Annotated in this window: 23 protein-coding genes and 1 pseudogene; 14 read left to right on the top strand and 10 right to left on the bottom strand. The window is 68.3% G+C overall.

Going from position 1 to position 24,067, the window contains the following annotated elements; all coding sequences use genetic code 11:
• The first annotated feature begins 61 nt into the window (after nt 1-61).
• The gene (locus ACSFA8_RS06445; protein WP_435478674.1) at nt 62-1,027 is read left to right on the top strand and encodes an isopenicillin N synthase family dioxygenase; all 966 of its coding nucleotides are present in this window, start codon (nt 62-64) and stop codon (nt 1,025-1,027) included.
• Here ACSFA8_RS06445 and ACSFA8_RS06440 read toward each other — a convergent pair.
• Nucleotides 964-1,818 carry an SDR family oxidoreductase gene (locus ACSFA8_RS06440; RefSeq protein WP_435478673.1) on the bottom strand — a complete coding sequence of 285 codons (855 nt, stop codon included), beginning with the start codon at nt 1,816-1,818 and terminating at the stop codon, nt 964-966. The two genes, ACSFA8_RS06445 and ACSFA8_RS06440, sit on opposite strands and share 64 nt — an antisense overlap.
• Nucleotides 1,819-1,908: 90 nt before the next feature.
• On the opposite strand from ACSFA8_RS06440, the gene ACSFA8_RS06435 reads away from it, so the two are divergent.
• A complete protein-coding gene (locus ACSFA8_RS06435) occupies nt 1,909-2,385 on the top strand; it encodes a winged helix-turn-helix transcriptional regulator (protein ID WP_435478672.1) in 477 nt (158 codons plus the stop codon).
• Here ACSFA8_RS06435 and ACSFA8_RS06430 read toward each other — a convergent pair.
• A complete protein-coding gene (locus tag ACSFA8_RS06430) occupies nt 2,335-2,874 on the bottom strand; it encodes a flavin reductase family protein (RefSeq protein WP_435478671.1) in 540 nt (179 codons plus the stop codon). The genes ACSFA8_RS06435 and ACSFA8_RS06430 overlap by 51 nt on opposite strands.
• A gap of 30 nt (nt 2,875-2,904) precedes the next feature.
• The gene (locus ACSFA8_RS06425; RefSeq protein WP_435478670.1) at nt 2,905-4,134 is read right to left on the bottom strand and encodes a nucleoside recognition domain-containing protein; all 1,230 of its coding nucleotides are present in this window, start codon (nt 4,132-4,134) and stop codon (nt 2,905-2,907) included.
• An 86-nt stretch (nt 4,135-4,220) separates the two neighbouring features.
• Here ACSFA8_RS06425 and ACSFA8_RS06420 point away from each other — a divergent pair, with 86 nt between their 5' ends.
• Nucleotides 4,221-5,792 carry a phospholipase D-like domain-containing protein gene (locus tag ACSFA8_RS06420; protein ID WP_435478669.1) on the top strand — a complete coding sequence of 524 codons (1,572 nt, stop codon included), beginning with the start codon at nt 4,221-4,223 and terminating at the stop codon, nt 5,790-5,792.
• A gap of 109 nt (nt 5,793-5,901) precedes the next feature.
• Here the strand turns inward: ACSFA8_RS06420 and ACSFA8_RS06415 are convergent.
• A pseudogene (locus ACSFA8_RS06415) lies at nt 5,902-6,182 on the bottom strand (FAD-dependent oxidoreductase); the annotation flags it as partial.
• Nucleotides 6,183-6,377: 195 nt separating this feature from the next.
• Here ACSFA8_RS06415 and ACSFA8_RS06410 point away from each other — a divergent pair.
• Nucleotides 6,378-6,998 carry a TetR/AcrR family transcriptional regulator gene (locus ACSFA8_RS06410; protein ID WP_435478668.1) on the top strand — a complete coding sequence of 207 codons (621 nt, stop codon included), beginning with the start codon at nt 6,378-6,380 and terminating at the stop codon, nt 6,996-6,998.
• Between the two features lie 4 nt (nt 6,999-7,002).
• Here the strand turns inward: ACSFA8_RS06410 and ACSFA8_RS06405 are convergent, their stop codons facing one another.
• Nucleotides 7,003-7,809 (bottom strand): metallophosphoesterase, encoded by an 807-nt coding sequence (locus ACSFA8_RS06405; protein ID WP_435478667.1) that lies wholly within the window; start codon nt 7,807-7,809, stop codon nt 7,003-7,005.
• 124 nt (nt 7,810-7,933) lie between these two features.
• On the opposite strand from ACSFA8_RS06405, the gene ACSFA8_RS06400 reads away from it, so the two are divergent.
• Nucleotides 7,934-8,107: a hypothetical protein gene (locus ACSFA8_RS06400; RefSeq protein ID WP_435478666.1), complete on the top strand. Its 174-nt coding sequence runs from the start codon at nt 7,934-7,936 to the stop codon at nt 8,105-8,107.
• Nucleotides 8,108-8,110: 3 nt separating this feature from the next.
• Here ACSFA8_RS06400 and ACSFA8_RS06395 read toward each other — a convergent pair whose 3' ends face one another.
• Complete coding sequence (locus ACSFA8_RS06395) at nt 8,111-9,097, bottom strand: LysR family transcriptional regulator (RefSeq protein WP_435479197.1); 987 nt, start codon at nt 9,095-9,097, stop codon at nt 8,111-8,113.
• A 107-nt stretch (nt 9,098-9,204) separates the two neighbouring features.
• Between ACSFA8_RS06395 and ACSFA8_RS06390 the strand changes: the two genes are divergently transcribed.
• Nucleotides 9,205-9,747: a hypothetical protein gene (locus ACSFA8_RS06390; RefSeq protein WP_435478665.1), complete on the top strand. Its 543-nt coding sequence runs from the start codon at nt 9,205-9,207 to the stop codon at nt 9,745-9,747.
• Nucleotides 9,748-9,827: 80 nt separating this feature from the next.
• On the opposite strand, the gene ACSFA8_RS06385 is transcribed toward ACSFA8_RS06390, so the two are convergent.
• The 3 genes from ACSFA8_RS06385 to ACSFA8_RS06375 form a co-directional block, all read right to left on the bottom strand.
• On the bottom strand, nt 9,828-11,678 hold the full coding sequence (locus ACSFA8_RS06385) for a phosphoenolpyruvate carboxykinase (GTP) (protein ID WP_435478664.1): 1,851 nt from the start codon (nt 11,676-11,678) through the stop codon (nt 9,828-9,830).
• Between the two features lie 144 nt (nt 11,679-11,822).
• Nucleotides 11,823-11,975, bottom strand: a complete 153-nt coding sequence (locus ACSFA8_RS06380; protein WP_286623977.1) for a hypothetical protein — start codon at nt 11,973-11,975, stop codon at nt 11,823-11,825.
• A gap of 111 nt (nt 11,976-12,086) precedes the next feature.
• A complete protein-coding gene (locus tag ACSFA8_RS06375; RefSeq protein ID WP_435478663.1) occupies nt 12,087-13,316 on the bottom strand; it encodes a threonine ammonia-lyase in 1,230 nt (409 codons plus the stop codon).
• Nucleotides 13,317-13,429: 113 nt separating this feature from the next.
• On the opposite strand from ACSFA8_RS06375, the gene ACSFA8_RS06370 reads away from it, so the two are divergent.
• Nucleotides 13,430-15,754: an ATP-binding protein gene (locus ACSFA8_RS06370; protein WP_435478662.1), complete on the top strand. Its 2,325-nt coding sequence runs from the start codon at nt 13,430-13,432 to the stop codon at nt 15,752-15,754.
• Nucleotides 15,732-17,315 (top strand): S41 family peptidase, encoded by a 1,584-nt coding sequence (locus tag ACSFA8_RS06365; protein ID WP_435478661.1) that lies wholly within the window; start codon nt 15,732-15,734, stop codon nt 17,313-17,315. Before ACSFA8_RS06370 ends, ACSFA8_RS06365 begins: the two co-directional genes overlap by 23 nt.
• On the opposite strand, the gene ACSFA8_RS06360 is transcribed toward ACSFA8_RS06365, so the two are convergent.
• Nucleotides 17,312-18,139 (bottom strand): IclR family transcriptional regulator, encoded by an 828-nt coding sequence (locus ACSFA8_RS06360; protein ID WP_435478660.1) that lies wholly within the window; start codon nt 18,137-18,139, stop codon nt 17,312-17,314. The genes ACSFA8_RS06365 and ACSFA8_RS06360 overlap by 4 nt on opposite strands.
• A 150-nt stretch (nt 18,140-18,289) precedes the next feature.
• On the opposite strand from ACSFA8_RS06360, the gene ACSFA8_RS06355 reads away from it, so the two are divergent.
• The 6 genes from ACSFA8_RS06355 (at nt 18,290) to ACSFA8_RS06330 (ending at nt 24,067) form a co-directional block, all read left to right on the top strand.
• Nucleotides 18,290-19,378, top strand: a complete 1,089-nt coding sequence (locus tag ACSFA8_RS06355; protein ID WP_435478659.1) for an ABC transporter ATP-binding protein — start codon at nt 18,290-18,292, stop codon at nt 19,376-19,378.
• Entirely contained in the window at nt 19,375-20,235 is an 861-nt protein-coding gene (locus ACSFA8_RS06350; protein ID WP_435478658.1) for an ABC transporter permease, read from the top strand. Before ACSFA8_RS06355 ends, ACSFA8_RS06350 begins: the two co-directional genes overlap by 4 nt.
• A 136-nt stretch (nt 20,236-20,371) precedes the next feature.
• The gene (locus ACSFA8_RS06345) at nt 20,372-21,166 is read left to right on the top strand and encodes an ABC transporter permease (protein ID WP_435478657.1); all 795 of its coding nucleotides are present in this window, start codon (nt 20,372-20,374) and stop codon (nt 21,164-21,166) included.
• Nucleotides 21,163-21,468 (top strand): (2Fe-2S)-binding protein, encoded by a 306-nt coding sequence (locus tag ACSFA8_RS06340; RefSeq protein WP_435478656.1) that lies wholly within the window; start codon nt 21,163-21,165, stop codon nt 21,466-21,468. Before ACSFA8_RS06345 ends, ACSFA8_RS06340 begins: the two co-directional genes overlap by 4 nt.
• A complete protein-coding gene (locus ACSFA8_RS06335; protein WP_435478655.1) occupies nt 21,465-22,883 on the top strand; it encodes an FAD/NAD(P)-dependent oxidoreductase in 1,419 nt (472 codons plus the stop codon). Before ACSFA8_RS06340 ends, ACSFA8_RS06335 begins: the two co-directional genes overlap by 4 nt.
• Nucleotides 22,880-24,067 (top strand): NAD(P)/FAD-dependent oxidoreductase, encoded by a 1,188-nt coding sequence (locus ACSFA8_RS06330; protein WP_435478654.1) that lies wholly within the window; start codon nt 22,880-22,882, stop codon nt 24,065-24,067. Before ACSFA8_RS06335 ends, ACSFA8_RS06330 begins: the two co-directional genes overlap by 4 nt.

The following is a 24,067-nucleotide window of genomic DNA, read 5'->3' as shown; positions in this document are numbered from 1 at the left end:
AGGCGCGGCATGCATCGATGGTAGCCGTGACGCCGCGCGCTGCCTGATGCAGACTGGCGCCATGAACACCGTCATTCCTGTCATCGACATCTCGGCACTGGCCTCGGACGATGCGGCTGCGCGTGCCCGCGTGGCGGGCGAGGTCGGCGCGGCCTGCCGCGAGGTCGGCTTCTTCGCGATCACCGGCCACGGCGTGCCGGCCGCATTGCTGGTCGACGCCTTTGCGGCCAGCCGCGAATTCTTCGCGCTCGACGCCGCGGCCAAGCAGGCGCTGGCGATCGGCCAACTGGGCCACAACCGCGGCTATGTGGGGCTCGGCACCGAGGCGCTCGACGAGAAGAAGGGCGCCGACCAGAAAGAGGCCTTCAACCTGATCTGGACCGACGAGCGCATGCGCCCGCCCAATGCATGGCCGCCGATCGAAGGCTGGCGTCCGCGGGTGCAGGCGTACTTCGATGCGGGCCTGCTGGCGGCGTGCAGGCTGCACGCCGCCTTTGCCATCGACCTCGGGCTGGCGGAGGGCTTCTTCGACGACAAGATCGACCGGCCGCTCGCCACCTTGCGCTTTCTGCGCTATCCGGCGCCGGCGCCCGGCGCAGCCGCAGAGGGCCTCGGCGCCGGCGCCCATACCGACTACGGCAACGTGACACTGCTGGCGACCGACGGCGTGGCCGGGTTGCAGGTGCGCACGCGCAGCGGCGACTGGGTCGACGCGCCGACGGTGCCTGGCGCCTTCATCTGCAACATCGGCGACTGCCTTATGCGATGGACCAACGACGTGTACGTGTCGACGCCGCACCGCGTGGCGCGGCCCACGCGCGAGCGCTATTCGATCGCGTTGTTTTTTGACCCGAACGCCGACGCGCTCGTCAGTGCGATCCCGTCGTGCGTGCCCGCTGGCAAGGCACCCCGCTATGAACCGGTCACCGCGCAGGCCTACCTGCAGTCGCGCTTCGACGCGACCTACGCGGTCAGTGCCGCAGCCACCGTGGTGGCCAGCGGCGTGGTCGGCCGGCCGATGAGCTGACTCAGCTGCCGGCCGTCGTCGAACAGCCCGCCCTTGGCAGTGCCTGCGTCCGAGTCGGCCAGCAGCGCCGCATAGCCTTCCGGCAGGCCGGCCTGCTGCAACGCGGCCTTGTACGCCGGCTCGGGCAGATCCTGGTAGGTCACCGCCTTGCCCGACTGGCGCGCGATCTCCGCCGCGAGTTCCGACAGCGTGTAGGCCGTGTCGCCGGCCAGCTCGTACACGCGCCCGGCCTGGTCTTCGCGCGTCAGCACGGCCGCTGCGGCCGCTGCGTAGTCGGCCCGTGCTGCCGATGCGGTGCGGCCTTCGCCGGCCGCGCCCAGCACCGCGCCATGCTGGAGTGCGGCAGGGATGCTCCCCGTGCGGTTCTCCGTGTACCAGCCGTTGCGCAGCAGCACGAATGGCAGGCCGGAGGTGCGGAGGGCGGCTTCCGTTTCCTTGTGCTCGGCTGCGAGCGCCAGGGGTGAGGTGTCGGCGCGCAGGATGCTCGTGTAGGCGAGCAGTTTCACGCCGGCCTTTGCGGCAGCCTCGATCACGGCGCGGTGCTGCGCAGCGCGCCGGCCGACTTCGCTGGAAGAGATCAGCAGCACCTTGTCGACGCCCTGGAACGCGGCCTCGAGCGTGGCGGGCTGGGCGTAGTCGGCCTGTCGCACCTGCACGCCGAGGGCGGCCAGGTTCTTGGCCTTCTCGGGGCTGCGCACGGCGGCGACGATCTCGGCGGCAGGAAGCTTCGGCAGCAGTGCCTCGATGACGAGGCGGCCGAGTTGGCCGGTAGCTCCGGTGATGGCGATCATGAGAGAAATCCTTTGGACGGAATGGAAGGGAACCGGCAGAATACCGGCAGCACAAACTTTTTGTAAGTACGTACATAAAGGTAAGTACCCATGCCATCGACCCCCAAGGCCCCCGGCACCGCAGCCCACGGCGCGTTGGCGCTCCAGTTGCAGCGCGGCCAGTTGTTCTCGGCCGCCTGCCCGTCCCGCGCGGTGCTTCAGCACGTCACCAGCCGCTGGGGCGTGCTGGTGCTGGTGGCGCTGCTCTCGGGCATGCATCGCTTCAGCGACCTGCGTCGCAAGGTCGGTGGCGTCAGCGAGAAGATGCTGGCCCAGACTCTTCAGTGGCTGGAGAGCGACGGCTTCGTTCTGCGCAAGTCCTATCCGGTGGTGCCGCCCCACGTCGAATACAGCCTGACGCCGATGGGCGTCGAAGTGGCGCGCCAGGTCGAGGGCCTGGCCGACTGGATCGAGGGCAACCTCCACCGCATCCTGGACGAACGCCGCACGCGGGAACGCTCGCGCGCGGGTGCAGCCTCAGAGCGGGTGCTCGGTGTAGAAACGCCCGCCGTGGTACAGCAGCGGTGATGCGCCTTCGCGCCAGCGGCAGCGCTCCACTTCGCCGACGAAGATCACGTGGTCGCCTTCGTCATAACGGCTGCGGTTGAAGCACTCGAAGCTCGCCGCGGCACCGGCCAGCAGCGGCGCGCCGCCGAGCCCCTCGGCGAAATCCACATCCGTCCAGCGATCCAGCAGCTTCTGTGCGAAGCGCTCGGCCAGCTCTTTCTGGTTCGCCGCCAGGATGTTGATCGCGTAGTGCGAGCCGGCGCCCAGCGCCGGCATCGAGCCCGAGCTGCGCGCCAGGCTCCACAACACCAGCGGCGGCGTGAGCGAGACCGAGTTGAAGGAGTTGGCCGTCAGCCCGACCAGCGAGCCATCGGCCGCGCGCGCGGTGACGATCGTGACGCCGGTGGCGAACATGCCAAGCGCGTCGCGGAATTCGTCGGTCGAGAAAGAGGGCGCTTGCGCCTGGGCGGGGACGGTCACGAAGAAAGGGGGAGAAGGGCAGGCTTGCATTCTGGCCGATCGGCCTTGGCGACGCTGTCGTCAACCGAAGAACCAGTAGCAGACCGCGATGGCCGCCACCACGCCGGCGAACTCCGCGGCCAGCGCACACCCGACCGCGTGCCGCGCGCGCTGGATGCCGACCGCGCCGAAGTACACGGCCAGCACATAGAAGGTGGTCTCGGTGCTGCCCTGGATGACCGCGGCGGCGAGCGCGGGGAAGCTGTCGACGCCCTGGCTCTGCATCGTCTCGATCAGCATCGCGCGCGCCGCGCTGCCCGAGAACGGTTTGACCAGCGCGGTCGGCAGTGCATCGACAAAGCGTGCGTCCCAGCCTGATTGCGCGACCAGCCAGCGGATGCCGCCGAGCGCGATGTCGAGCGCGCCCGACGCGCGCAGCACGCCGATGGCGCAGAGCATCGCGACCAGGTAGGGCAGCAGGTTCTTCGCGACGTCGAAGCCTTCCTTGGCGCCCTCGATGAAGCTCTCGTACACCTTCACGCGGCGCAGCGCCCCGACCAGCAGGAACACGATCACGATGCCGAACAGCGCCAGGTTGCCCAGCAGCGACGAGAGCGAAGCCAGCGCCGCAGCCGACAGCGTGCCGAGCAGCGCCATGAAGCCGCCGAGCACCAGCGCACCCGGCAGCAGGTAGGCCAGCACCACCGGATCCCACAGGCGCAGCCGCTGCATCAGCGCAACGGAGAGCAGACCGACCAGCGTCGACGCGCTGGTCGCCAGCAGGATCGGCAGGAACACCAGCGTCGGATCGGCCGCGCCCTGCTGTGCGCGGTACATGAAGATGGTTACGGGCAGCAGCGTGAGCGACGAGGCGTTCAGCACCAGAAACAGGATCTGCGCATTGGTCGCGCTGGCCGGGCTCGGGTTCAGCGTCTGCAGTTCGCGCATCGCCTTCAGCCCGATCGGCGTAGCGGCGTTGTCCAGGCCCAGCGCATTGGCCGCGAAGTTCATCGTGATGAGGCCGAGCGCCGGATGCCCGGCCGGCACCTCGGGCATGAGCCGCCGGAACAGCGGCCCGAGCAGGCGCGCCAGCCACGCAACCAGCCCGGCCGCCTCGGCGATGCGCAGCAGGCCGAGCCACAGCGTCAGCGTGCCGAACAGCAGCACCATCACCTCGACCGCCAGCCGCGCCATCGCGAACAGGCTTTCCACCACCGCTGCAAACACGGCCGCGTCGCCGCCGACCAGCCAGCGCCCGAGTGCGGCCACCGCGGCGACGAGGAAGAAGCCGAGCCACAGTCCGTTGAGCATGCGTTGTCCCTTGTTGCAAGTGCCGGGCGATCATAGGTGCCGCGGCTGTCTGGTCAGGCCCGGCCGACGGTCTTACAGTGCGGGCCATGCGTGTATCGGACACCCTTCGTTGCTGGCTGACGATTGGCGCGGCCTTGCTGGTCGGCGCCTGCGCCAGCCTGCCGCCCCCGGTGCCGGGCGTGCCGACGCATGCGATGTCCGATGTCGCCACCACCTCGCTTGCTCGCCTCGCAGCGACCGATGGGGCGGCCCATCCGTCCGCCTTCTCGGGCTTCCGGCTGCTGCCCGAGGCCGCGTTCGCCTTCGACGCGCGCATTGCCCTGGCACGCAACGCCGAAAAATCGCTCGACGTTCAGTACTACCTGATCCAGAACGACGATGTCGGGCTGCTGTTCCTGCGCGAGCTGCGCGACGCCGCCGCGCGCGGCGTGCGGGTGCGGCTGCTCGTCGACGACCTCTACGCCGGTGGCGAAGACGAGCTGTTCAGCACGCTCGCGGCCTACCCGAACGTTGAGGTGCGGCTGTTCAACCCGCTGCCGTCGCGCGCGGCCTCGCTCACCACGCGGCTGGCGTTGTCGCTGCACGAGTTCGGCCGCATCAACCACCGCATGCACAACAAGCTGCTGGTGGCCGACAACAGCTTTGCGGTTTCGGGCGGGCGCAACATCGCCAACGAATACTTCATGCGCAGCAGCGCGGCCAACTTCATCGACATGGACGTGCTCTCGTGCGGGCCGGTCGTGCGTCGGATGTCGGACGCCTTCGACCGCTACTGGAACAGCGAACAGGTGTGGTCGATCGACAGCGTCGCGCGGCTGCGGCTGGAGCCCGAGGTGGCGCAACGCCGCTTCGACGAACTGGTGAGCCAGGCTGCGCCCGACGTGCCGGTGCGTGCGCGCGACGTGCTCGACCGCCCGCCGGTCGGGCAGCAGCTGGCGACAGGGCAGCTCGACTTCCGCTGGGCGCACGCCGAGCTTTTTGCCGACGACCCGGCCAAGATCACGCGCCCGCCGGCAGAGGCCATTCGCGGCAGCGTGACGGAAGGCGCGCTGGGCGTCATCGGCTCGGCGCGCAAGGACGTGCACATTGCGTCGCCGTACTTCATCCCGGGCGCACGCGGCCTAGAGATGATGAAGACCGCCATCGACCACGGCGTTCGCGTCGCGGTCATCACCAACTCGCTGGGCGCGACCGACGAGCCGCTGGCCTATGCGGGCTACGAGCGCTATCGCGCCGACATGCTGAAGATCGGTGTCGCCGTTTCCGAGATTGCGCCCGAGTCAACTGGCCGCTCGGGCCGCTTCGGCGATTTCGGCAAGTCGATCAGCCGGCTGCATGCCAAGCTCGCGGTGGTCGATGGGCGGCGCATCTTCATCGGCTCGATGAACCTCGACCACCGTTCAGCGGCCGTCAACACCGAACTGGGGCTCGTGATCGACAGTCCCGAACTCGTACACGACTATGTGCAGCTGCTGAGCGGCAACCGCGTGAACCTGGGCTACCGCCTGCGCATTGGCCCCGATGGCAAGCGAGTGCAATGGCTCGAGTACGACGAGCAGGGCGCCGACGTGGTGCATGAAGACCAGCCCGGCCAGTTCCTGTGGCTGCGCTTCAAGAATTGGCTGCTGCTGCCGATCGTTGGCGAGGAACTGCTTTAGGGCCTCGTCAGGTTGTTGCCGGAGATCGCGGTGCCCGGCCAAGCTGCCTCTAGCCGCCGCGGCAGTCGAAGCCCTTGATGGGCGCGGCGTTGCCGCTGATCAGCTCCGCCATCGCCTGCGCTGCGCCATCCAGCGATTTGGCGTCGGTGAAGTAATGAGCGATGCCGCGCTCGAGCCGGTCGAACGCGATGCCGGTGGACATCACGACGTCGTTAAGCGCGGCGTGGCTGTACGCGCCGAGCGCGATGATCTGCTCGACGTTGCGGGCGAAGGCCGCGTCGTTGCCGCGTCGGCCTGGCGGTCGACCACGGTCACGCTGTGCCCGCGCCCGAGCAGGTGCCAGGCGGTGCTGATGCCGATGATGCCGGCGCCGAGAACGATCACTTTCATGCAACCAGTGTTGCAGACATGCGGACGCCGCCCGGCGCGGACAATGCCCGCGATGCAGCTTCGACGCCAAGACCTCCACCGCGCCGCGCTCTGGTTCCTGTCGAGGTAGCCTGACGCACAGGTTCTGATTAAGACTGTGCAGTAGCTTCACAGGCGCCTCGCCTGTTCGGTGACGTGCGGGGCTAGAATCGTGGCATGAACTCCGCCGTCGTCGCGCCGAAACCGTCTTTCAAGGAGCAGATGCTCGTCGCCCGCGAGGAAGCGATCGTCCAGGCCGTCAACCGGCTGCTGGCCGAAAAGGGCTTCGAAGCGATGACGGTCGATGAGGTGGCGGCCGCCGTGGGCATCGCCAAGGCCAGCCTCTACAAGCATTTCCCGAGCAAGGAAGACCTGGCCGCTGCCGCGATGGTGCGGATCATGAAGCGGACGCAGGATTTCATGGCAGCGCTGCCGGCCGACGGCGATCCGCTCGATCAGCTCAAGGCGGTGGTCCGCTGGGCCATGGAGGTGCAACTGGCCGGCGAAATGCCATCGCTGCCGCATCAGAGCTCCTCCCTGCGCACCACCCTGATGGCCAACCGCGCCTACATCGACCGCCTGATGGGCGTGAGCGACACGCTCGGCGGCTGGATCAAGGCGGCGCAGGCCAACGGCACGCTGAGCAGCAAGCTGCCGGCCATCACGGTGCTCTACACGCTGTTCGCGCGGGCCTGCGATCCGGTGCTCGAGTTCCTCAAGGCCGGCGACAAGTACAGCGACGCGCAAATCGTCGATATGGTGCTCGAAAGCTGCTTCGCAGGGCTGTCGGCGCGTTGAGTCTTCAGCGCACCTCGACGCACAGCGTCGGCTTGAAGCTTTCCTGCTCGCCCTTGCTGCGATAGCCCAGCGGGTTGGCGACCACGCGGCAGCCGTCCTTCACATAGTCGAAAGCGCAGTGCAGGTGCCCATGCAGCCAGAGCGAGGCCATTGGCAGCAGTTCGTCGAGCGAATTGCAGAAGCCGGCGGTGCCCGGCGTCAGGCCATAGCGCGGGTCGGCGCTTGCGAGGGTCGGCGCGAAATGCGTGATCGCCACCGTGGTGCCGTCGTAAGGCTCGGCCAGTGCATTGCGTAGCCATGCCTGGCACGTAAGTGAGTGCTCTCTCAGTGCATCGGCCATAAAGGGCTGACCGGCTCGTACCGTGGCTGCTTTCTCCAAATAGAAATTGGCCGCCCGCATCGCCTTGCCGCGGGCCTTGAGCTGCTCGGTCATGCCGGCGGCAGGGTCGACCAGCGCGTCGAAATCACTCCAGAGCGTGGTTCCGATGAAGCGGATGCCGCCGATCACTAGCGTTTCGCGCTCCAGCCAGAGGATGTCGAGCGCATCGCAGCTGTCGCGCAACCGGGCGTGCACCGCGTCGAAGTCGTCGCCGTCGTACTCGTGGTTGCCGGGTACATAGATCACCGGCGTCGGCCAGCCGTTTTTTGGCGAAAAGCGGCCGAGGCCGAAGTCGGGGTCGGTCAGGCGCGATCCGTTCTGGTAGGAGCCGATGTCGCCCGCCAGAACCAGCAGATCGGCATCCGGCGCAGGCTCCGCCACGAAGCGAGGGTGCGATTCGAGGTGCAGGTCGGACAGCAATTGCAGCTTCATTGCGAGCCAGTCTAGGGGAATGTGCCCATGCGCATCGCGCATGACGTCGGCCTTGAAAGACTAGGGAAAACCCTTAATCTTCAGTACATCACCACACCAGCACGGGCCAAGGCCGTGCATCTGTATGTTTTCGTTGTTTGGTCAATTGATGGGTTTCTTCCGTTCCCCCGCCGCCGTTGTGCCTTCGAGCCCGGCCGCCGCGCTGCTTGAAAGCGCCGATTCCCGTGCCGGCGTCGACCCGCACCACGCGCACGAGTTGCGTGAAGCCGCGAGCGCCTGGCTGCGCGTCGTGCGCTGAACTTCAGCCTCCTGCGGGCACCTTCTGCCCGATGACCGAGCGCGCAAACGCCACCGCGGCGGAGCGCACCAGCGCGTCCCGCAGCCATTCGTGCGCATGACCGTGCTGGGCGCGGCGATGCCAGACGGCGTCGACATGCAGCAGCGGCTGGTCGAACGGCAAATCGCGCAGCACCAGCTGGTCGTCGATGCCGGTCACGTTGACGAAATGGCGCGGCAAAACCGTCAGCAGGTCTGAATTGGAGACCACCCGGCCGGCCGTGAAAAACTGGTTCACCGTCACCACGATGCGCCGCTCGCGTCCGAGCGTGCCCAGCGTCTGGTCAACGAAGCCATAGGGCCGGCCCGAAAAACTAACGAGCAGATGGCGCGCGGCGCAATAGTCGTCGAGCGTCAGCGGCTGGGCGGCGAGCGGATGGCCGCGGCGCATCACGCACACATACTGGCCGACATACAGCCGCTGCGTCTCGAACGGCACCGCGGCACCCGACTGGCCGCGCGCCGTCAGGCTGGCCAGCACCGCCGGAAAGTAGCCGACCGCCATGTCTGCGCCCTCGCTCTCGAGCAATTGGCGCGGGTCGCGCGTGGTCAACGGCACCACCCGGATCGAGATGCCGGGCGCCTCGCGTTCGGCAATCTGCACCAGGCCCGGGATCAGTTCGGCCGCGGTGGCATCGGCCATCGCCAGCACAAAGCTGGTGTCGGCGGTGCCCGGGTCGAAGTCGCTGGGCGCCAGCGTGTGCTGCAGGTGCCGCAACGCGTCGCGGATGGTGGGCCAGAGCGCCAACGCGCGCGGCGTGGGCTCGACGCCCGCGCCCGCGCGGCGGACGAGTTCGTCGCCCAGCACGTCGCGCAGCCGGCGCAGGGCATTGCTCACCGCCGGCTGGGTCAGCGACAGGTTGCGGGCCGCGCGGGTGAGGTTGCGCTCGGCCATCACCTCGTCGAAAACGCGCAGCAGGTTGAGATCCAGTGTGCGAAAGTTGACATTTATCATCGTGGTGAATGATAAACATCAGAAAGATAAAGTGGAATAACACTAGGGAAACCCCTAATATCACTGCATCGGCTTCGGCCATTCTTCCCTTGGAGGGAACTACCATGACCAGTTTTGTCCACGTTGACCAACCCCAAGTCCATCCCGGCGTGCAGCGCGCCGAGATCCTGTTCGGCCGCTTCAGCGAAGCCCGCCGCAACGGCGCCAGCTCGCGCCATCTGATTCTGCTTTTGCTGGTGGCCGTGCTGGCCTCCGCAATGGTGGTCGTCGACACGCTCGTGTCCAACTGGACCGAGGCCAGCGTGCTGGCGGCATGGGTCACGCTGTCTGCTTTCGCGTTCGCCGGCCTGGCGCTCTACGCGGATATTTTCCGCGCCGGCTTCGCCCGCGTCGCTGGCGTGCTCCGCGCATCGGCCCAGCAGCGTGCCGCTGCCCACGCTGATGCCGTCTTCCTGGCCACCGCCCAGAACGACCCGCGCGTGATGCAGGAACTGCGAGCCGCAATCACGCGCCGCAACTCGGACGCCGAAGTCGCAGCCGGCGCCAAGCCCGCTGCGCCCGCGCTGCCGGCAAAGCGTTCGGATGACGTGCAACTGCCCACGCTGTACGAAGCCATGCGCCGCCTGAACGCTTCGCGCTACTACTGAGCCCTCGCGGCTCCCGCAAAAAAGCCGCCCTCGGGCGGCTTTTTTGCATGGCGTCGGGTCGGACGCTGCCGGGGCAGGCCTCAGGCCTCCAGGCGCTCCTCGATCGCAGCCTTGGTCGCCGGCAGTTCTTTCGGCAGGTGATGCGCAAGCTGCGCGAACAGCTCTTCGTGCAGTTTCAGTTCGTCGCGCCAGGCCGACTTGTCGATGCTGGTGACGGTGTTGAACTGCTCGGCGCTGAAGTCGAGGCCCGTCCAGCTCAGATCCTGGTAGCGCGGGCTCACGCCGAACACATGTTCGGTGCCCTCGGCCTTTTGCTCGATGCGCTCGATCATCCACTTGAGCACGCGCATGTTTTCGCCGTAGCCCGGCCAGACGAACTTGCCATCGGCACCCTTGCGGAACCAGTTGGTGGTGTAGATCTTCGGCAGCTTCGCGCCCGACGCGTCGAGCTTCTTGCCAAGGTCGAGCCAGTGCTGGAAGTAGTCGCTCATGTTGTAGCCCATGAACGGTAGCATCGCGAACGGGTCGCGCCGCACCACGCCGGCCTGGCCGGTCGCCGCGGCGGTCGTCTCGGAGCCCATCGTGGCGGCCATGTAGACGCCTTCGACCCAGCTGCGCGCTTCGGTCACCAGCGGCACCGTGGTCGAGCGGCGGCCGCCGAAGATGAAGGCGTCGATCGCCACGCCCTTCGGGTCGTCCCAGGCTTCGTCCAGCGCCGGGTTGTTGGTGGCAGCGACGGTGAAGCGGGCGTTCGGGTGCGCCGCCTTGGCGCCGGTTTCCTTCGCGATGGCAGGCGTCCACTCGTTGCCCTGCCAATCGATTGCGTGCGCCGGTGCGTCGCCCATGCCTTCCCACCACACGTCGCCGTCGTCGGTCAGCGCCACGTTGGTGAAGATGGTGTCGCGCTCGATGCTGGCCATGCAGTTCGGGTTGGTCAGCACGTTGGTGCCGGGCGCCACGCCGAAGTAGCCGGCTTCGGGGTTGATCGCACGCAGGCGGCCGTCGGCCTGGGGCTTGATCCAGGCGATGTCGTCGCCGATGGTGGTGACCTTCCAGCCGTCGAGGCCAGCCGGCGGAATCAGCATCGCGAAGTTGGTCTTGCCGCAGGCGCTCGGGAACGCAGCAGCCACGTGGTACTTCTTGCCTTCGGGGTTGGTCACACCGAGGATCAGCATGTGCTCGGCGAGCCAGCCTTCGTCGCGGCCCATGTTCGATGCGATGCGCAGCGCAAAGCACTTCTTGCCGAGCAGCGCATTGCCGCCGTAGCCCGAGCCGTAGCTCCAGATCTCGCGCGTTTCGGGGTAGTGGACGATGTACTTGGTCTTGTTGCAGGGCCAGGCCACGTCTTTCTGCCCGGCTTCGAGCGGCGCGCCGACCGTGTGGACGCAGGGCACGAAGTCGCCATCGACGCCGAGCACGTCGTGCACGGCACGGCCCATGCGCGTCATGATCTTCATGTTGACCGCTACATAGGCACTGTCGGAGAGTTCGATGCCGATGTGGGCGATCGGCGAGCCGAGCGGGCCCATGCTGAAGGGCACCACGTACATCGTGCGGCCCTTCATGCAGCCGTCGAACAGCGGCTGCAGCGTGGCGCGCATCTCGGCCGGTGCCATCCAGTTGTTGGTGGGGCCGGCGTTCTCTTTCTTTTCAGAGCAGATGAAGGTGCGGTCTTCCACGCGCGCCACGTCGCTCGGGTCCGACGACGCGAGGTAGGAGTTCGGGCGCTTGGCCGCGTTGAGCTTCTGGAAGGTGCCGGCGTCCACCAGCTGTTGGCAGAGGCGGTCGTACTCTTCCGTGCTGCCGTCGCACCAGTGGATGCGGTCGGGTTTGCAGAGTGCGGCCATATCGGCTACCCACGCGATCAGCTTCGCGTTCTTGACATAAGAGGGTGCCTGAAGGTTCAAGCCCCTCATCACGGGTGCGTTCATCGGAAGTCTCCTGGGTTTTGAAAATCGTCTTTTCGAACGAACCTCGGCGTCGATGCGCACGAAGGCCGTTGGAGAAAACGTTTTCTGCCGGAGTTTCGAGGGAGCGCCCGGCGGGCCGCACAGGGGCCCGCGCAGCCAGGGGGCTCAGGCCATATAGACAGCGATCGATGCCAGCAACAGCATCAGCACGCCGCCCGCGAGCGGCAGCACGAGCGGCATCAACGGCACGATCGACTCGACCGCGTCTTTCTCGACAGCGGCGCCGTGGGCCGGTTCGACAGGGGTGGGTGTAGACATTAGTAGTACCTCAGGTTCTCGAAACTGGCGGTTATTTTACCGGTGGGGTCGCGGGCCGCGCCTAAGGGTCAGCCCGGTTGGTCGTAGGACAGGGAGCACTGGCCGGGTGGCCTACCGCTGTTCTTCGGCGGCGAAACCGGCTGCATGAAGGGCGCCGAGCACCGCCGCCAGATGCGGCCGCCCGCGCGTCTGCAGCACCAGTTCGACATCGACGTTCTGGGCTGCCAGCACGGTGAAGGCGCGCTGGTGGTGCACTTCGTCGATGTTGGCGCCCGCTTCGGCCACGGTAGCCGTGATCTGGGCCAGCGAACCCGGCACATCGCGGGCGCTGACCCGCACGCGGGCCAGCCGTCCGGCCCGCACCATGCCGCGCTCGATGATGGCCGCGAGCAGCAGCGGGTCGATGTTGCCGCCCGACAGCACCAGGCCGATCTTCTTGCCGCGAAAGCGCTCCGGATGCCGCAGCAGTGCCGCGAGGCCGGCCGCGCCCGCGCCCTCGACCAGCGTCTTTTCGATTTCGAGCAGCATCAGGACGCCCTGCTCGATGTCGCCCTCGTCCACCAGCAGCAGATCGTCGACCAGGCGCTTGATGATCTCCTGCGTCAGCTTGCCCGGCGTGCCGACCGCGATGCCTTCGGCGATCGTGCTGGTGCCCTGCGCATGGTGCGTGCCCTGCACCGCATTGACCATCGCCGGGAAGCGCGAGGTCTGGACGCCGACGATCTCGATGCCGGGCCGGCGCGCCCGCGCCGCGACCGCCATGCCGGCAATGAGCCCGCCACCGCCGACCGACACCACCAGCATGTCCAGATCCGGCACCGCGTCGAGCATCTCGAGCGCGACCGTACCCTGGCCCGCGATGATGGCCTCATCGTCGTAGGGATGCACGAAGGCCAGGCCCTCGCGCTCGGCCAGCTCGAACGCATGGGCGCGCGCGGCGTCGAGCGAGTCGCCATGCAGCACCACCTCGGCGCCGAAACCGCGGGTGCGCTCGATCTTCACGCCAGGCGTGAAGCGCGGCATCACGATCAGCGCGCGCAGGCCCAGCCGTTGTGCGTGATAGGCCACGCCCTGTGCATGGTTGCCGGCCGACATCGCAACGACGCCACGCACCGGCATCATCTTGCCGTCTTCGCCGCGCACGCCGCTCTCGGTCAGTTCGACCAGCTTGTTGCAGGCGCCACGCTCCTTGAACGACGCGGTGAACTGCAAGTTTTCGAACTTGAGGAACACCTGCGCGCCGACGATGTCCGACAGCGTGCGCGATTCCACGCACGGTGTTTCGAGCAATTGCCCGCGCAGGCGCTGTGCGGCCCTGCTGATGTCTTCGATTCCAACCATGGCGGCGATTGTGGACGGATTCACAACATCAGGGTTTTTACTGTTCCCATGTCTTCCCGAACCCAAAAGTCTGCGTTATGGTCGCTCTGAGTCGGCTCTACAAAGGTGCTCCGATGGTCAAACGTTCCGGTGTTGATGAGGTGGTGGCTGCCGCGCGCGGCCAGGCCCTGCCTTCGCCCGGACTCAAGGGTGCGCCGGTGCTCGAGCTCATGTGCTCGCACTTCGTGCTCACGCTCGCGGCCAAGCAGGGCCCGCGCTTCAATGTGCGGCGCGATCTCAATGGCCTGCTGTCGCTGACGGGCCGTCATCTCGTGTGGCCGGCCCCCGTGCTGCACCGGTTGCGCGAGTTCCTTGGCCGGCGTTGCGCCGGCAACGAAATCTGGAAGGGCGTCGAGAACTTCGACGGGCGCACGCTGCTGGAGCGCCACGGCGTGTGGCGCGGCCCGTACGAGGAAGGCACGCTGTTCTTCTACCTCGACGAATACGCCAAGGATCAACCGAAGGATCTGCTCTCGGTGCTCTCGGCCACGCGCGACTGGCTCACGCATGCGTTGCGCAAGCAATCCACGCTGGTCGAGAAGAACATCGACGCGCTTGCCGGCCTGCTGCTGCTCAACAAGGCCGAGCGCGCGCTGCTGCTCTACGGCACGCTCGCACGCTACCAGCGCGACCTGCGCTCGCTGCTGGTCGAGTTCAAGGTCAACAACGCGCCCGAGGCCTATGCCGCGATCGCCGAAGTGGCCGGCGTCAACGCCAGCGATGTGGGCGAGGCGCTGCGCGCCGGTTCCCGGCTGGAGCGCATCGGCCTGGTCGAGAACCTCATTTCCGAACACAACATCACCGACCTGGCCGACCTCATGAAGGTTAGCGAGAAGCTGCCGCCGGTGCTGATGCGCGAGTACCGCGACCAGAACGAGCTGATGGCCGTGTTCACCCGGCCTTCGGCCAAGAGCGCACTCGTGGTCGACGACTTCGCCTTCGTGTCCGACGAAGCGCAGATGCTCATCACGCTGCTGCGCGCCGCCGTTGCGCGCAAGGAGCCCGGCGTCAACGTGCTGATGTACGGCCCGCCCGGCACCGGCAAGACAGAGCTGGCCAAGGTGGTGGCGCAGGCGGCGGGGCTCGAACTGTTCGAAGTGGAGTACGCCGACCGCGACGGCAATTCGTTGAGCGGCCGCGACCGCTACCGCTCGCTGCAGATCGCGCAGGTGTTTCTCAAGGGCAGCGCCAGGGCCGCGCTGTTGTTCGACGAGGTCGAAGACGTGTTCCCGCCAATCAGCACCGAGGCCGCGCAGTTCATGTCGCGCGCCGAGCAGATGCCCGCACCCACCAGCGGCAGCGTCAGCGGCAAGGCCTGGGTCAACCAGATCCTCGAATCGAACGCGGTGCCCACGCTGTGGGTGACCAACCGCATCGAGCAGATCGACCCGGCTTTCCGGCGCCGCTTTGCCTATCACCTCGAGCTCAAGTCGCCGCCGCCGGGCGCGCGCGAGCAACTTGTGCGCAAGACGCTCGAAGGCGTGGCCGTGTCGGAGGCCTTCACCGCCAAACTGGCCGAGCGCAAGGGCTTGACGCCCGCGCAGATCCGCACCGCCGCGCGCTTTGCCGACCTTGCCAAGACCGAGGATGGGTCGGTCGAATCGCTGATTGAGCGGCAACTCAAGAATGCCGATCTCGCACTCGGCACCACCGACCGGGGCCGCGGCGAGCGCCGCAGCGTCACGACCTACGACCTCGGCATGCTCAACGTCGAGACGCGTTTCGAGATCCCGCGCATCGTGGAGGCGATCAGGGCGCGCGGCCACGGCACGCTGTGCTTCTACGGAGCGCCCGGTACCGGCAAGACTGCGCTGGCCGAGCACCTGGCCCGTGCCATCGGCCGGCCCCTCATCATCAAGCAGGCCAGTGATCTGATGAGCAAGTACGTCGGCGAAACCGAGCAGAACATGGCCGCCATGTTCAAGGAAGCCGAGGCCGAGAAAGCCGTGCTGCTGCTCGACGAGGCCGACTCCTTCCTGCAGGATCGCCGTGGCGCGCAGCGCACCTACGAGGTCACCGAGGTCAACGAGATGCTGCAGGGCATGGAGCGCTTCAACGGCGTGTTCGTCTGCACCACCAACCTGCTGGACCGGCTCGACCAGGCGGCGCTGCGGCGTTTCACCTTCAAGATCAAGTTCATGCCGCTCACGGCCACCCAGCGCGAGTGCATGTTCGTCACCGAAGCGCTGGCAGGCGACGCGACGCTGATGGCGACCGATCTGCGCGTGCGCCTGGCGAGGCTTGATCAGCTGTGTCCGGGCGACTTCGCCGCGGTGAAGCGCCAGACCGACATCCTTGCGACCGAGTTCTCGGCGGTCGAGTTTCTCGACCAGCTCGAGGCCGAGCATCGCATCAAACCTGAAGTGCGCGAATCGCGTGGCATGGGTTTTGTGCAGTAGCGCCGTTCGACGCCGCCTCGCAGGCGTCGCCGTCATCTGTACCCTCGCGGCCTGCGGGGGTGGCGGAGGAGGCGGCGGCGGATTCCTGCCCATTGCTTCGGCCCCGGCTGTCGCCCCGGCCGCTGCGCCGGCGGCCGCAGCCGATGCCGAAGTCATCGTCGCCTCGTCCACCGTGGCCGGACTCTGCGCCGCGCCGCGCTTCGGCGTCGACCCCGACACCGGCGCCGCCTTCCCAGACCGGCCGGGCTCGCTCGCCGACGAGAAACGCTGGCTGCGCGGCTGGATCGACGAAACCTACCTCTGGTACACCGAGGTGCCAACCGGCCTGCAACCCGGCGCGTACGCCACGCCGATCGCCTACTTCGCCGCGCTCAAGACGCCGGCCCTCACCGCGTCGGGCCGCGCCAAAGACCGCTTTCACTTCACCTACGACACCGCCGTCTACCGCGCGCTGTCGCAGTCCGGCGTGTCGGCCGGCTACGGCATGGAGATCGCCTTTCTGAGCAGCACCGTGCCGCGCGATCTGCGTGTGGCCTACGTCGAGCCGGGCGCAGCGGCCGCTGCGGCCGGCATCGGCCGCGGCGCGAAGCTGCTCGAGATCGATGGCGTCGATGTCGTCAGCGGCACCGACACCGCCCGGCTCAACGCCGGCCTCACCCCGGCCAAAGCCGGCGAGCAGCACGGCTTCAAGCTCGGCCTGCCCGACGGCAGCACGCGCAGCGTGACGCTCACCTCGGCCAACATCACCAGCACGCCGGTGCAGAACGTAAAGACCATCGACACGGCGAGCGGCCGGGTCGGCTACCTGCAATTCAATGACCACAACGAACCGGCCGAGGCGCAGCTGATCAGCGCCGTGAACCAGTTCAAGACCGCCGGCATCGCCGACCTGGTGCTCGACATGCGCTACAACGGTGGCGGCCTGCTGGCCGTGGCCAGCGAGCTGGCCTTCATGGTGGCCACGCCCGCCGCCACGCAGGGCAAGGTCTTCGAGCAGTTGCTGTTCAACGGCAAGAACCCGTTCGGCCTGAACCCGTCGCTGGGCACTGTGCCGTTCTACGGCACCACGCGCGGCTACTCGACCACCGCCGGCCAGGCGCTGCCGCAACTGGGGCTGTCGCGCGTCACGGTGCTGACCGGGCCGGACACCTGTTCGGCCAGCGAGTCGGTGGTCAATTCGCTGCGCGGCGTTGGCGTTGCGGTCAACCTGGTCGGCGGCGCCACATGCGGCAAGCCCTACGGCTTCTATCCGCAGGACAACTGCGGCACCACCTACTTCGCGATCCAGTTCCAGGGCGTCAACGCTCAGGGCTTCGGCGACTACGGCGACGGTTTCGCGCCCACCTGCGCTGTGGCCGACGACTTCGGCCATGCATTGGGCGACCCGGCCGAGGCGCGGCTGGCGGCGGCGCTGAGCCTGCGCAGCGGCGGCGCCTGCCCGGCGGCGGGCAGCACCAAGACGGCGACCGCCGGTGCCGCCAAGACGGAAGTGGGCGACAGCCCTTACCTGCGCCGCTCGCCCGCGCGCGAGAACCGCGTGCTCGACGCCCCCTCCCGCTAGAGATCCTTGCTGTCTGCGGCGGCGAGCCGCCTCGACGGCTGGCGCAAGGTCGGGTCGAAAGGGTTGATCTTCGGCCCGATGGCGGCCGCTTCGCGGCGCAGCAGTTCCACCACGGTCGGCATGCGATCCGGGCTCAGGCGGTCGGCGATGGTGCCGACGCTCAGCGCGGCCACGGCGCGGCCTTCGCGGTCGCAGATCGGCACCGCGACGCCGGCCATGCCTTCGAGCAGGCCGGTGCTACGGCCGGCAAAGCCGGCCTGGCGCACGCGCTCGATCTCGGTGCGCAGATAGACCTCGTCGTACACGCCGTACTCGCGCACCCGCGACAGGTTGAAGCGGATCACCTCCTCACGCTCGGCCTCGGGCAGGAAGGCCAGGATGGCGAGCGCGCCCTGGCCCACGCCGAGCGCGACCCGGCCACCCACGTCGCCGACGAACGAGCGGATCGGAAACGGCCCTTCGCTGCGGTCGAGGCACACCGCATCGAAGCCGCTGCGCACCATCAGGAAGATGGTGTCGCCGAGGCTGCCGCACAGGCGCAGCATGGCCGGCCGGCACAGGCTGCGCAGGTCGCCGGGGTTTCCCGCGCGCGCGGCCAGCGCGAAAAAGTCGACGCTAAGCCGGTAGAGCTTGCTGCGCGCATCCTGCTCGACCATGCCTTCGGTCACCAGCGAGCGCAGCAGCCGGTGCACCGTGGCCTGGGTCAGCCCCACATCGAGCGCCAGCTGGGTGACGCGGGCGCCCCCGGATGGGGCTTCGGCCAGGGTGCGCATGAGCGCGAAAACGCGTGGCACGGCGCCAGGGGTTGCTTCGGGTGTGGCCATGGGGTCATCCGGTGAAATTTGCAGCCCACTATAGCGGCTTGATATTCCGTTCACCGGAATAAATCATAGAAATATTCCGTTTGATGGAATACCCGAACGAAGCTGGCGCGGCTGTTGCAATAGAGTGGAATACACGAAGGAGTGTTCTCCATGTCATTTCTCACCTTGAGCGACGTAAGCAAGCTCTACGGCAGCACGCTTGCGGTTTCGGCGATGAACCTGTCGGTCGAGCAGGGTGAATTCGTTTCCCTGCTGGGGCCGTCGGGCTGCGGCAAGACCACCACGCTGCAGATGGTGGCGGGCTTCCAGTCGGTCAGCAGCGGCACCATCACGCTGGCCGGGCGCGACATCACGCATGCCAAGGCCAACACGCGCGGGCTGGGCATCGTGTTCCAGAGCTACGCGCTGTTCCCGCACATGACGGTGGCCGACAACGTGAGCTTCGGCCTCGAGATGCGCAAGATGCCCAAGGCCGAGCGCCGCGAGCGGGTGGCCCGTGCGCTCTCGCTGGTGCACCTGGAGCCGCACGTGGATCGCTACCCGCGCGAGCTGTCGGGTGGCCAGCGCCAGCGCGTGGCGCTGGCCCGCGCACTCGTCATCGAGCCGCCGGTGCTGCTGCTCGACGAGCCGCTGTCCAACCTCGACGCCAAGCTGCGCGAGGAAATGCAGTTCGAGTTGCGCCAGATCCAGCGCAAGGTCGGCACCACCACCGTGATGGTCACGCACGACCAGAGCGAGGCCATGTCGGTCAGCGACCGCGTGGTGGTGATGCAGGCCGGCGTGGTGACGCAGGTCGACGAGCCCATGCGCATCTACGAGCATCCGCGCACCCGCTTCATCTCCACCTTCGTCGGCAAGGCCAACCTGCTCGATGCGCGCGTGTGCGAGGTCGGCACGCGCGTGCGCGTCGCGCTCGGGGCGCGGCAGTTCGACGTGGCCGTCGACAACGCCGCCGACTTCGCGATCGGCGACACGGCGCTCTTCAGCGTGCGGCCCGAGAAACTGCAGCTGGTGGCGCGCGGCAGCGGCCGCATCGACGCCGAGGTGCAGGAGCGTTTCTTCCTCGGCAGCCAGTGGCTCTACCGCCTCGCGACCGATGCGGGCGAGTGGACGGTGCTGAGCCCCAACGACGGCCGCGATGCGCTGGCCGTCGGCCAGGCCGCCGCGCTCGACTGGCCCGACCATTGCGCGCGGCTGCTGCCGGCCGAGGCACCGGTGGCAACCGAGGCCATGGTGTGAGCGCCCGCGCCAAGCCTGCCGCGCCCTGGCTGCTGGCCGGCCCGGCCATCCTGCTGTTCGCGACGCTGCTGCTCGTGCCGCTGCTGCTCACGACGGTGCTGTCCTTCAACGTCTACGACGCCGCCACCGGCGTCAAGGCGGGCCAGTACACGCTCGAACACTACGTGCACGTCTTCACCGACAACTACTACCTCGGCATCTTCTGGCGCACCTTCTGGATCTCGCTGCTGGTCACGCTGATCTGCGTCGCCGTCGGTGCGCCCGAGGCCTATGTGCTGAGCCGCATGCGCAATCCCTGGCGTTCGGTGCTGCTGCTGATCGTGCTGGCGCCGCTGCTGGTGTCGGTGGTGGTGCGCGCGTTCGGCTGGAGCATGCTGCTCGGCCCCGAGGGGCTGGTGAACGGCGTGCTGCGCTGGATCGGCATCGGCCCGGTCAAGATGCTCTACACCGAGATCGCAGTGGTCATCGCGCTGGTGCACGTGATGCTGCCCTTCATGGTGATCCCGGTCTGGACGTCGCTGCAGAAGCTCGACCCCGGCGTCGAGAACGCCGCGCTGTCGCTCAACGCCTCGCCCTTCACCACGCTGCGGCGCGTGGTGCTGCCGCAGGTCATGCCGGGCGTGCTGTCGGGCAGCCTGATCGTGTTCGGCCTGAGCGCGAGCTCGTTTGCCATCCCCGGCCTGCTCGGCGGGCGGCGCCTGAAGATGGTGGCGACCGTCGTCTACGACGAGTACCTGCACGAGCTCAACTGGCCGCTCGGCGCCACCGTTGCGCTGGTGCTGCTGGCGGCCAACCTGGTCGTGATGCTGAGCTTCAACCGCATGGTCGAAGGCCGCTACAAGAAAGCGTTGGGGTGAACATGGCACTCCCCCAGTCTTCGCGCACTTCGTGTCGCTACGCCTACCCCCTCGCCGGGGGCAACACCGGCGGCCCGGCAGAGCCGGTTCCGCGGTGTTTCACGAACAAGCAATCATCTGTGGGGGGTAGTGCCTCATGAGAAACAACGGGCCCTTCGCCCTGGCGTTCAACGCGCTCGTCATCGCCTTCATGCTGGCGCCGCTGCTGGTGGTGTGCGTGGTGGCGTTCACGCCCGAGAACACGCTCACCATTCCGACCACCTCGTTCTCGCTGCGCTGGTTCCGCGCGGTGTTCAGCCATCCGGACTTCGTGGCGTCGTTCTGGAACAGCCTGTGGCTCGCGCTGGGGTCGGCCACGCTGGCCACGGTGCTTGCGGTGCCGGCCGGCATTGCCATCACGCGCTACGACTTCCCGGGCCGCGACTTTCTCAACGGCCTGTTTCTCTCGCCGCTGATCATTCCGCACCTGGTGCTCGGTGTGGCCATGCTGCGCATGTTCGCGCTGGTCGGCGGCACCGGCAGCTTCGGCTGGCTGGTGCTGGCGCACACCGTGATCGTCACGCCGTACACCCTGCGGCTGGTGGTGGCGGCGCTCGTGGGCTTCGACCGCAGCGCCGAGCATGCGGCGCTCTCGCTCGGCGCAAGCCAGGCCACGGTGTTCCGCCGCATCACGCTGCCGATGATCCTGCCGGGCGTTACCGGCGGCTGGCTGCTGGCCTTCATCAACAGCTTCGACGAGGTGACGATGTCGATCTTCGTCACCGCGCCATCGACCGTCACGCTGCCGGTGCGCATGTACATGTACGCGACCGAGTCGATCGACCCGCTCATGGCCGCCGTGTCGGCATTGATGATCGCGGTGACGGCCGGTGCGATGCTGCTGCTCGACCGCATCTACGGCCTTGACCGTGTGCTGGTGGGGAGGTCATGAGCACCATGCAACCACTGCTGCGCCGCCTAGCCGAAACCGGCCGTGCCGAAGTGCCTTTCGTGCTCGACGGCGTGCCGCGCACGGCGCTCGCGGGCGACACGGTTCTCACGGCCGTGCTCACGCACACCGGGCAGCTGCGCCGCAACGAGTTCAGCGGCGCGCCGCGCGCCGGCTTCTGCATGATGGGCGCCTGCCAGGACTGCTGGGTGCAGACCGCCGACGGCGAACGCCTGCGCGCCTGCTCGACCTTCTTGCAGCCGGGTATGTCATTGCTGACCGGCACTGTCCAGGAGGCCGCATGAACGGTGACCCGGCGCCCGCCGCGCGCGACATGTCCGGCGTGCCCCCCGTGATCGTCGGTGCCGGCCCGGCCGGCGTGCGCGCAGCGCAGACGCTGGTGGCGCACGGCCTGCGGCCGGTGCTGATCGACGAGGCCGCGCGCGCCGGCGGCCAGATCTACCGGCGCCAGCCGCCGCAGTTCGGCCGCAGCAGCCGCACGCTCTACGGCTTCGAGTCGGGCCGCGCCGATGCGCTGCACCAGAGCTTCGATGCGCTGAACGCGCAAGTCGACTACCGGCCCGACAGCCTGGTGTGGAACGCGCAAGGCGACCGGCTCGACGTGCTGCACGGCCCGAGCCAGCGCACGCAGCGCGTGGCCTTCGCCGAGCTCATCGTCGCGACCGGTGCCACGGATCGCGTGCTGCCGGTGCCGGGCTGGACGCTGCCGGGCGTCTACACGCTGGGCGGCGCGCAGGTCGCACTCAAGTTCCAGGGCTGTGCCATCGGCGAGCGCGTGGTGTGCATGGGCACCGGCCCGTTGCTGTACCTGGTGGCCTATCAGTACGCCAAGGCCGGCGCCAAGGTCGCCGCAGTGCTCGATACCGCACGCCTGGCCGACCAGGTCGCCGCGTTGCCGGCCATGAGTTCCCAGCCGACGGTGCTGTTCAAAGGCCTGTACTACGTCGGCTGGCTGCGCGCCCATGGCGTGCCGATCCACGGTGGCGTGCGGCCCCTGCGCGTGCTCGGCGACGAACGCGTGCGCGGCGTCGCCTGGCACGACGGGCAGGGCGAGCGCACGCTCGAATGCGACGCCGTGGGCTTTGGCTACGCGTTGCGTTCCGAGACGCAACTGGCCGACCTGCTCGGCTGCCGCTTCGCCTATGCCGCACCGCACCGCGCGCACCTGCCCGAGCGCGATGCGGCCGGCCGCAGCAGCGTGCCCGGCATCTACCTGGCCGGCGACGGCGCCGGCATCATGGGCGCAGACGCGGCCGAGTGGGCTGGCGAGCGTGCGGCACTCGCGTTGCTGGCCGACCGTGGCATGGCGATCGATGCGGCCCGCGCCCGATCGCTCGAACAGAAGCTGGCGCGCCTCGCCGGCTTTCGCGGCGGCCTCGAACGCGCCTTTCCCTTCCCGGCCGATTGGGCCGCGCATGCGCCTGACGAGCTGGTGGTGTGCCGCTGCGAAAACGTCACGGCCGGCACCGTGCGCCAGACCGTGCGCGAAACCGGCGCCGACGAGATGAACCGCCTGAAGGCGCTGTGCCGCGTCGGCATGGGCCGTTGCCAGGGCCGCATGTGCGGCGTGGCTGCGGCCGAAGTGCTGGCGCATTGCACCGGCCAGCCAGTGCAGCAGGTCGGCCGCCTGCGCGGGCAGGCGCCGATCAAGCCGCTCCCGATGCAGCTGATTGCCGCGAGCGAGGGCGCGTTGTCATGACGCGGCGCATCGACACCGATGTGGCGATCGTCGGCGGCGGCATCGTCGGCGCCTCGGCGGCACTGGCGCTGCGCCGCATGGGCCGGCAGGTGGTGCTGCTGGAGCGCGACCTCTGCGGCTCGCGCTCCAGCGGCGTCAACTTCGGCGGCGTGCGCCGGCAGGGCCGCCCGCCGAGCCAGCTGCCGCTCGCGCAACGCGCGCACCGCATCTGGGGCGAACTCGCGACCTTGCTGGGCACCGACGGCGAATACCTGCGCTCCGGCCACTTCAAGATCGCGCGCAGCGAGGCCGACCTGGCCGCGCTCGAGCGCTACCGCGAACTCACCCGCGACTTCGACCTCGGCCTTGAAATGATCACGGGCGCGGCCTTGCGTGCGCGCGCCGGCTGGCTCGGGCCCAAGGCGCTGGGTGGCTCGTTCTGCCCCGAAGACGGCCAGGCCAATCCGCGGCTCGTGTCGCCCGCCTTCGCACGCGCCGCCGAACGTGCGGGCGCACAGGTGTTCGAGCGCACGCCGCTCGACGAAGCGGTGCATGACGGCCAGCGCTTCCTGCTGTGCTCCACCGCGGCCGCGCTGGAAGTGCGTGCACCGGTGCTGCTCAACTGCGCCGGCGCCTGGGCCGGGGCGCTGGCCGAACAGTTCGGCGACGCAGTGCCGCTGCGCGCCGGCAACCCGGCAATGGCCGTCACCGAGCCACTGCCGGTCTTCATGGACTGGAGCCTCGGCGTTGAAGGCGGCGGCATCTATTGCCGGCAGGCAGCGCGCGGCAATGTCGTGATAGGTGGCGGCGCGGGCTACGCGCTCGACGCCGACCGCGCCCGCGTCGAGCGCGGCACCCTCGACGGCATGTGCCGCCAGGCCATCGAGCTGTTGCCCGCGCTGCGGCATGCCCACATCCTGCGAACCTGGAGCGGCACCGAGGGCTACCTGCCCGACCGGCAGCCGGTGCTGGGCCCGAGCCTCGGCAGGCCCGGGCTGTTCCATGGCTTCGGCTTTTCGGGCGCGGGCTTCCAGATCGGCCCGGCCGCCGGCGAGGTGCTGGCCGAGCTGGCCTGCAAGGGCCACAGCAGCACCCCCATCGATGCCTTCGCGGCCGATCGCTTCGATCGCCTGCCTGTTTCGTCCCCGCCTTCGACCCCGCCCTCGACCCCACCTGTTCCCCACGCCACTTCCGTCACGCACTGA

Source organism: Variovorax nitratireducens, from assembly GCF_051216545.1.
In the GTDB taxonomy this organism is placed as follows: Bacteria; Pseudomonadota; Gammaproteobacteria; order Burkholderiales; family Burkholderiaceae_C; genus Variovorax.
The sequence above is the reverse complement of the archived record's forward strand: the minus strand, read 5'-3'. Positions and strand labels throughout refer to the sequence as shown.